This is a genomic window from Paenibacillus sp. N119s, from assembly GCF_059447605.1.
The window spans coordinates 1-7,045 of sequence record NZ_JCAJRU010000249.1; the positions used below are offsets into that span (position 1 = coordinate 1).

At 45.3% G+C, this 7,045-nt stretch carries 7 protein-coding genes; 1 reads left to right on the plus strand and 6 read right to left on the minus strand.

Annotated features, from left to right (window positions below; all coding sequences use genetic code 11):
* Positions 1-1,028, minus strand: a 1,028-nt coding sequence (locus AC5V8P_RS21610) for a bifunctional cystathionine gamma-lyase/homocysteine desulfhydrase (protein ID WP_495473848.1), incomplete at its 3' end; no start/stop codon positions are given.
* Between the two features lies 1 nt (position 1,029).
* Positions 1,030-1,953 (minus strand): PLP-dependent cysteine synthase family protein, encoded by a 924-nt coding sequence (locus AC5V8P_RS21615; RefSeq protein ID WP_064797906.1) that lies wholly within the window; start codon positions 1,951-1,953, stop codon positions 1,030-1,032.
* A gap of 254 nt (positions 1,954-2,207) precedes the next feature.
* Here AC5V8P_RS21615 and AC5V8P_RS21620 point away from each other — a divergent pair, with 254 nt between their 5' ends.
* On the plus strand, positions 2,208-2,570 hold the full coding sequence (locus tag AC5V8P_RS21620; RefSeq protein WP_064797907.1) for a hypothetical protein: 363 nt from the start codon (positions 2,208-2,210) through the stop codon (positions 2,568-2,570).
* A 115-nt stretch (positions 2,571-2,685) separates the two neighbouring features.
* Here the strand turns inward: AC5V8P_RS21620 and AC5V8P_RS21625 are convergent, their stop codons facing one another.
* From AC5V8P_RS21625 to AC5V8P_RS21640, 4 genes are all read right to left on the minus strand, one after another.
* Entirely contained in the window at positions 2,686-2,985 is a 300-nt protein-coding gene (locus tag AC5V8P_RS21625) for a DUF6509 family protein (RefSeq protein ID WP_064797908.1), read from the minus strand.
* Positions 2,979-4,946 carry an ATP-dependent DNA helicase gene (locus AC5V8P_RS21630; protein ID WP_064797909.1) on the minus strand — a complete coding sequence of 656 codons (1,968 nt, stop codon included), beginning with the start codon at positions 4,944-4,946 and terminating at the stop codon, positions 2,979-2,981. Before AC5V8P_RS21630 ends, AC5V8P_RS21625 begins: the two co-directional genes overlap by 7 nt.
* A 285-nt stretch (positions 4,947-5,231) precedes the next feature.
* Complete coding sequence (locus tag AC5V8P_RS21635; RefSeq protein WP_064797910.1) at positions 5,232-5,750, minus strand: RDD family protein; 519 nt, start codon at positions 5,748-5,750, stop codon at positions 5,232-5,234.
* A gap of 394 nt (positions 5,751-6,144) precedes the next feature.
* On the minus strand, positions 6,145-7,045 hold a 901-nt coding region (locus AC5V8P_RS21640), incomplete at its 5' end, for a glycoside hydrolase family 88 protein (RefSeq protein ID WP_495473849.1).

Here is a 7,045-nt window from a genome sequence, read left to right on the forward strand (position 1 = left end):
GCCGGAATGGAGGCATGCGTCATACGTGCCGGAACGCTAATCAGACTTTCAACTGCTCCCAGGCTCTCAGCCAGTGTAAAATACTTCACTTTTTTCAGAAGTGCAACTGCGTTGGCATCGCTACCTACATCAAACGAGATGATGCCGCCAAAGCCTTCAGCTTGAGTTTTGGATAGCTCGTGCTGTGCATGGCTCTCCAAACCAGGGTAGTACACCTTACTAACCTTCGGATGCTTTTCCAAAAAGGCTGCAATTTCATTTGCATTTTTCTCGATCGCTTCCATACGCAGGCCCAAGGTTTTGATACCGCGGATCAATAACCATGAATCCTGCGGACCGAGAATACCGCCAATGGCGTTTTGCAGAAAATGAAGCTGCTCGCCCAACTCTTCACTGTTGACTACAGCCAGACCGGCTACAACATCACTGTGTCCACCCAAATATTTGGTAGCAGAGTGAACGACGATATCAGCGCCGAGTGTTATTGGCGTCTGCCAGTAAGGGGTCGCAAATGTATTGTCCACAATCAACAAAAGCTCATGCTTTTTCACCAGCTCAGAAACTGCACGGATATCAGTAACTTTCAACAGCGGGTTCGTTGGTGTTTCAACATACAATGCCTTCGTATTTGGACGAATGGCTTTGGAGATAGCCTCCAAATCCGTCGTATCTACAAATGTGGACTCAATTCCGATCCGACTAAGCACTTTGCTTACAATACGATAAGTGCCACCGTACACATCGTCAGTCAGCAAAATATGATCCCCTGCTTTAAATAAGGAAAATACCGCATGAATTGCTGCCATCCCCGAGCCGAAAGCAAAACCACGTTTGCCCTCCTCCAGTTCCTTGATCAGCTCCTCCAGCGCAAACCGGGTCGGATTGCCTGTACGCGAATATTCGTATCCTTTATGAACCCCGATCTCCTCTTGCTCGTAAGTGCTTACCTGATAAATAGGAACGTTAACCGCGCCAGTATGAGGATCAGTAGGGAGTCCACCGTGAATCAGTTTTGTTTTGCGTTTCATTTTATATCCCGCCTTCATATATTTTTTTGCTCAGATAACGTTCACTGCTATCCGGGAAAATAGTGACGATATGAGCACCATCCGGTGCGCTCTCTACTTCCAGTAAAGCAGCGTGCAGAGCAGAACCGGAGGAACTGCCCACGAGAATCCCTTCACGTTCGGCCAATTCCTTGACGCGGTTAAATGCATCCGCATCGCTAATGGTATGAATGGCATTAAAATACCCTTTATCCACAAACTCAGGGATCAATTCCATGCCAATTCCTTCTGTTTTATGTGGACCTGACTCGCCGCCATTCAAAATGGACCCTTCAGGCTCTACGATGACCGTTTTAATGGCAGCATTTTGTTCCTTTAGATAACGCGAGGTGCCCATAAATGTGCCTCCCGAGCCTGCTCCTGCCACGAATACGTCAACTTTACCGTCCAGATCGTTCCAAATTTCAGGTCCCATTGTCGTATAATAAGCCTCTGGATTATCTGGATTGCTAAATTGCTGCGGCAAGTATGCATCTTTGATTTCAGCAGCCAACTGCTTTGTTTTTTCAATGGCTCCCTTCATTCCCTCACTTGTCGGGGTATGAACGATACGTGCTCCCAATGCCTTCATTAAATCCTGTTTCTCTTGGCTGAACTTCTCAGGCACAGCAAAAATAACCGAGATATTATAATGAAGCGCGGCCATCGCTAGACCAATACCTGCATTGCCAGCTGTTGCTTCTATCAAAGTCCCGCCCGGCTTCAACTGACCTGTCTTTAACGCTTTTTCAATGAGTGCCTTTCCCACGCGGTCCTTTACACTACCGCCGGGGTTCATAAACTCCAGCTTGGCGAACAGACGAATTCCTCTGGGTAGGGAATAGCTATTCAGCTCCACTAACGGCGTACGCCCAATGAGTTCAAGGGTATTGCGATATACATTCATAATTTCAAGCTCCTTTTAATGGCGAATCCAAAATAAACCAACGGTCAAAAATTAGCGCCCATTGTCGGAGAAATTCGCTGTCTTCTCCAAAAAACATAGTAATGCGGTAAGTATTTATGCAATAAGATTTTATGTGTATTTGAAGCTTTTGTCAAATGGACCAGCCACAACACCCACCCCCTAGATATCCTGCCTCGATATGATGGAGAATAATCTCTCAAAATACCCATTTCTAACATAGGAGGATGCCATCTATGGGTAAGCTATGTTTAAAGATCGCTGCCGTATATTTTGCCCTCGGTGTGCTGCTTAGTGTAATCATTGGCGTGTCAGGTGATCCTAGCCTGTCTTCTATTCAGTCCCATATCCATCTGCTTGGTTGGACGACTCTTGGGCTTATAGGTCTAATCTATGTGGCCTTTCCCGCACTTTCAGTTACGATTCTGGCACGTATCCACTTTTGGATACATAATATCAGTCAGCCGATGTTAACATTGGCAATTATAGGGAAAAATCACGCGATTGCAGAGGCTGGAGTGTGGGTCGATATAGGGTGGGTATTGTTCGCGACGGGTGCTATGCTGTTTATGGTAAATGTATGGGACAGACTGCGCTAGAGCAAATAACTTTTTTCACTAGGCATAGAAAAAAGGAGCCCGATCATGCCGTGGCTCCTTGATATCCTTCATTATAGGTTGCAATATATAGTGTATTAGCTAAGTGTCCTTATTGTTAACTTACTGCTTCATCCTGTACATGTTCTTTACAGAAGTTTTCAACTGCTTGCAGCTCATCATCTTCAAGTTCAAGCTCGATGTAACGATCCGTTACTTTTTCAAACAATTCATACTTCAGCAGCCCTGTCTTTTCTTCGTCAACTAAATAAAGAGCACGGATATACATCCCGTTCTCAGTGTATAGCTCGTCGTCTTCCTCTACCTCAACCTCAATAATAAATTCATAACGCTGTCCACTCAAAATACCAAAAGCATCTTTAATTTGATCTACTGTATAGGCTGTAAAATTCAACATGTCTTTATTCCCTCCTGATTTCCTTCAATTACGGTGCATTCTACGCCTGCAGGCAGTAGTTGTTCAACTTGTGTACGTACCTCCGGACGAGTCAAGTCCTGACCCATGATCGAGATCCAGCCCTGATCACTACGCGAGCGGATTAGACGCCCTATGCCCTGTCTGAGCCTAAGTGCCATGTGGGGCATGTCTATCTCAGTAAATGGATCTGCTGCATCCTTGCGCAGAGCTGTAAAAACTGGATCATTTGGAGGAAATGGTAACGACCAGATGATGACATGCGACAGGGACGGTCCAGGGATGTCCAACCCCTCCCATAATGTAACAGCACACAATACACTTTCCTCATCATTCTGAAAAGTTGAGATCAAATGGCTGATTTCAGCCGAACCTTCATACAGAAAACGATAGGCGGATGCCTCAGGGTAAGCAGCGAGACCCGTTTGGAATGCTGTCAGTTCCTCCTGAGAAGGAAACAGAATGAGTGCTCTTCCCTGTGATTTCTCCAGCAGTGTCAGCACTCGCGGGATTGGATTATATCCTGCTTGCAGCGGGTACAGTGCCGCTTGCATCTGATCACTGTAGTCATAAGGTGAAGCAACGGAAAACGTGAGCGGGTTTTCAACGCCCAGGCTTTGCGCCATAAAGTCAAATGAGCCCTCCACGGAAAGTGTTGCCGAAGAGAATACGATTGGCATACGCTGCGCAAATACTCGTTCTTTGAGAATCTCTTTTACCATCTTCGGCATAACCACAAGCGTTAATCCATCCTGATCCTCCGTCACCCATGAAATGAGAAGTTCAGGACGCTTAAACAAGGCCAGAGCAGTTTGAATCATTTCCAAATGCTCTTCTACAATTTTGACTTGATACTCATCCAGCGAGAATAACCCGCTTTCAAACACAAGCTCTTCCTCGATCGTGCCGATCAGTTCACCAAAACGGTTCACCTCCCGAATCAACGACTCATTCAGGATAAATTCCTTACGATTAGACCCCTGTACTGGCTGACTGTTCTTATCGAGCGCAGCAAACAAAACCTCACTTTGGGAGATTGCATCTTCGATCGTCATCGCCAGTGATTCCCGCACTTCCCCCTCTAACAACCGGGTAATAATAGACTCAAATTGAGTGTGCTTAAGCTTGTAAGTAAGCGCATTTTGTGCCGCTGTCTCCAGCAAATGCCCTTCATCAAACACAACAGAGCTGTGCTCTGGCAGCAACGGCAGCTGACCCTCGCGCTTTCTTGCTTCGTAGGTCCATACATGCTCCATATAAAAGTCATGAGAGCAGATGACCAAATCTGCCGCTTTGCGGTAATGATCACGAGACAATGTTTGTCCACAACGATGCCGCTGATGACAAACGAGACAGTCTTGGAATACATCCCATCCAAGTCTGCCCCACTGTCCATCGGTTAGATCGGGATACTCTTTCCGGTTCCCATATGGAGTGAAAGACTGTAACGTATCTGGAAAATGAACAAAATCAGGCAGACCCTGGTAAATATCGCGGAAAACATCCGCGTCCTCGTCCACCCCGCCTCGCACCTCGTCCAGCTTGTTCAGGCAAATATATTGATCCGGCGACTTTCCCAATCGGGCATCAATCGTCAAGCTTAAGTGCTGTGCCAGCTTGGCAATATCTCCTTCTGGCTTCACCAGCTGTTCAATCAATGATTCATCCGCACAGGCGATAATCGCCGGTTTTCTCGTATATCGGGCATATGCAATAGCGTACAGCAGGTATACCAGCGTTTTGCCAGTACCTACACCTGCTTCCGCAAAAATGGTCTTTTTTTCCTTATAGGCACGTTCCAGCTGGAATGCCATATAAATTTGTTCATCCCGAACCTCAAAGCCGACTTCAGGCAAAACTTCATAAAATACATCTGCAATCCAGTCACTTGCCTGCTCAATAAACGGCTTGGACGGATCAAAGGCAAAAGGATAAGTAGTCAATCGGGCTGTGCCTCCAATTCGTTCATAATGTGCATCCTTTCATTATAACGCAAAACAAGCCAAAAAGAACATGTAAACTGTAAGAATAACTTACATTTTTTATTTTGTCACAATGGAATTTTTTCATGACATAATGAGAAAACAAAGAAACCAGCGAATGTTTTTAAGCATTGGCTGGTTTCTTTTTCACTTTTGCTGCATCAAATCTGGAATTTGTTCCAGCTATCGTCTTTTATTATTCACTTTATATTACATAATATTCCTTCTTCTGCGACGACAATCCCCTTAATTCGTGATATTAGAAGCCACTGGATGCAAGGACGAGTCCTGCTCATATCGTCGCAACTCTTTTTTATTTACAACCAATGTATTGGCACATAGATCGTGCACTCCCTGTTTTTTCGCCGTAAAAGCGACCACAATGTAAATAATATGAATAAGAATAAAAGAAATGACTTTAATCCAGTACCGTCCGGACGCGTGTAAGAATCCTATGCGGTTTCCTTTGCTGTTGACTACAACTAGAGAAAACACAATTTTTCCCGGGGTAGCCTGTACTTTCGATGATTCCAAAAAACTACAATATAGCCATGGTAGCACAAGCCAAAGAATCAGCGGCATCCATATTAAAAATTCTAGTATGAAACCCGTCTCCTCTATATCCAGAAGAACTGGAATTATGGAAAATGTCCCCCCAACCAAAAGAACTATCGCAAAGACAATGATCAGATCAATGATAAACGCTGCCGTTCTTACCCAAAATCCTCCGTAAATCTTTCTTACGCTATCACTTGTTGCTGTCATAATGATGTAACTCCTTTACTTTCGTTAAAATCCATTTTATTCCTTTACCCAAGGAGATATCATAGGCTCACTTCCCTAAATTGTCAATTTACGAATAAACACTCATAAACAAGTAAAAGGACCTATTTTCATGCATCAAAATGAAAATTTTAATAGGAATAAAGAGCTCATATACTATGCTATTCATCTGTTCGGACTAGAAATTAATACCGCTGGGGTTCTTATCTACCTATATGTAGTACTTTGGCATCGAATTAAATTCAGTCTTTTTCAGGTGCAAAAAAACACAGCGTATGTGTAATCTCGTTTACACATACGCTGCTTACTTATTCATTCTGTGCATTTACAAGCGACAGCCCGATTGGAAATGGGTTGTTCCTGCCCACCTGACTCACTATGCTTCTCGCTTTTCAACACTAAACAAACCTTCCTCACCACGCAGCTTTGCCAATGCTTCGACAAAGAAGTAATCGCCGTAGATAATAGGCACATTGATGTGTCTTTGCTCAGGATAATGTACGGTTCCGTTCATCAGCAACCCCTCATGTTCTTCGCCCCATGCTGTACACGTATGATGCAAGCCCTTGAGGATGGATTCTGCAGCTTTTGTAAATTGCTCTGCACGTGCCGAATATTTTGCCAGTTCCAGCAAACCACTGGCGGCAATGGCCGCAGCTGACGAATCCCATGCTTCGCGGTGCCCTTCCTGGGCTCTAAAATCCCACACAGGCAGGCAAGCGTCGCCCAACTGGGATAGGAAAAAGTCAGCCGTATTCTCGGCCACCTTTAAATAACGCGAATCGCGCGTGTACCCGTATGACAGCGCAAAACCGTACAGGGCCCAAGACGTGCCGCGTGCCCAGGCGGAACCGGGAGCAAATCCCTGCCCGCCATGCTCAGCGACCTTTTTTCCAATCTCCGGATCGAACTCAATCACATGCGCGATGGAACCGTCTGAACGAATGAACTCACGTGCCACGGTATCTGCATGCTGAACAGCAAGAGCAGCAAAGCGTGGATCTCTGCTTTCCTCTGAAGCCCAATAGAGCAAGGGTAAATTCATCATACTGTCTATAATCGCAACACCTCGTGTGTCCATGTCTTTCGAATGGAAGTTCCACGCGCGAATAAAGCGGCCATTCACGTTAAAACGGGCCGCCAGCAAATTAGCAGCCAACAATCCCCGTCTTCTGGACTCTGAATCTCCAGTCAACCGATGGGCGGCCACACCGCTGAGCAGCCAAATAAAGCCAAGGTCATGATCTACTGCTTCGCTATTGTAGAGTATTTTTTCC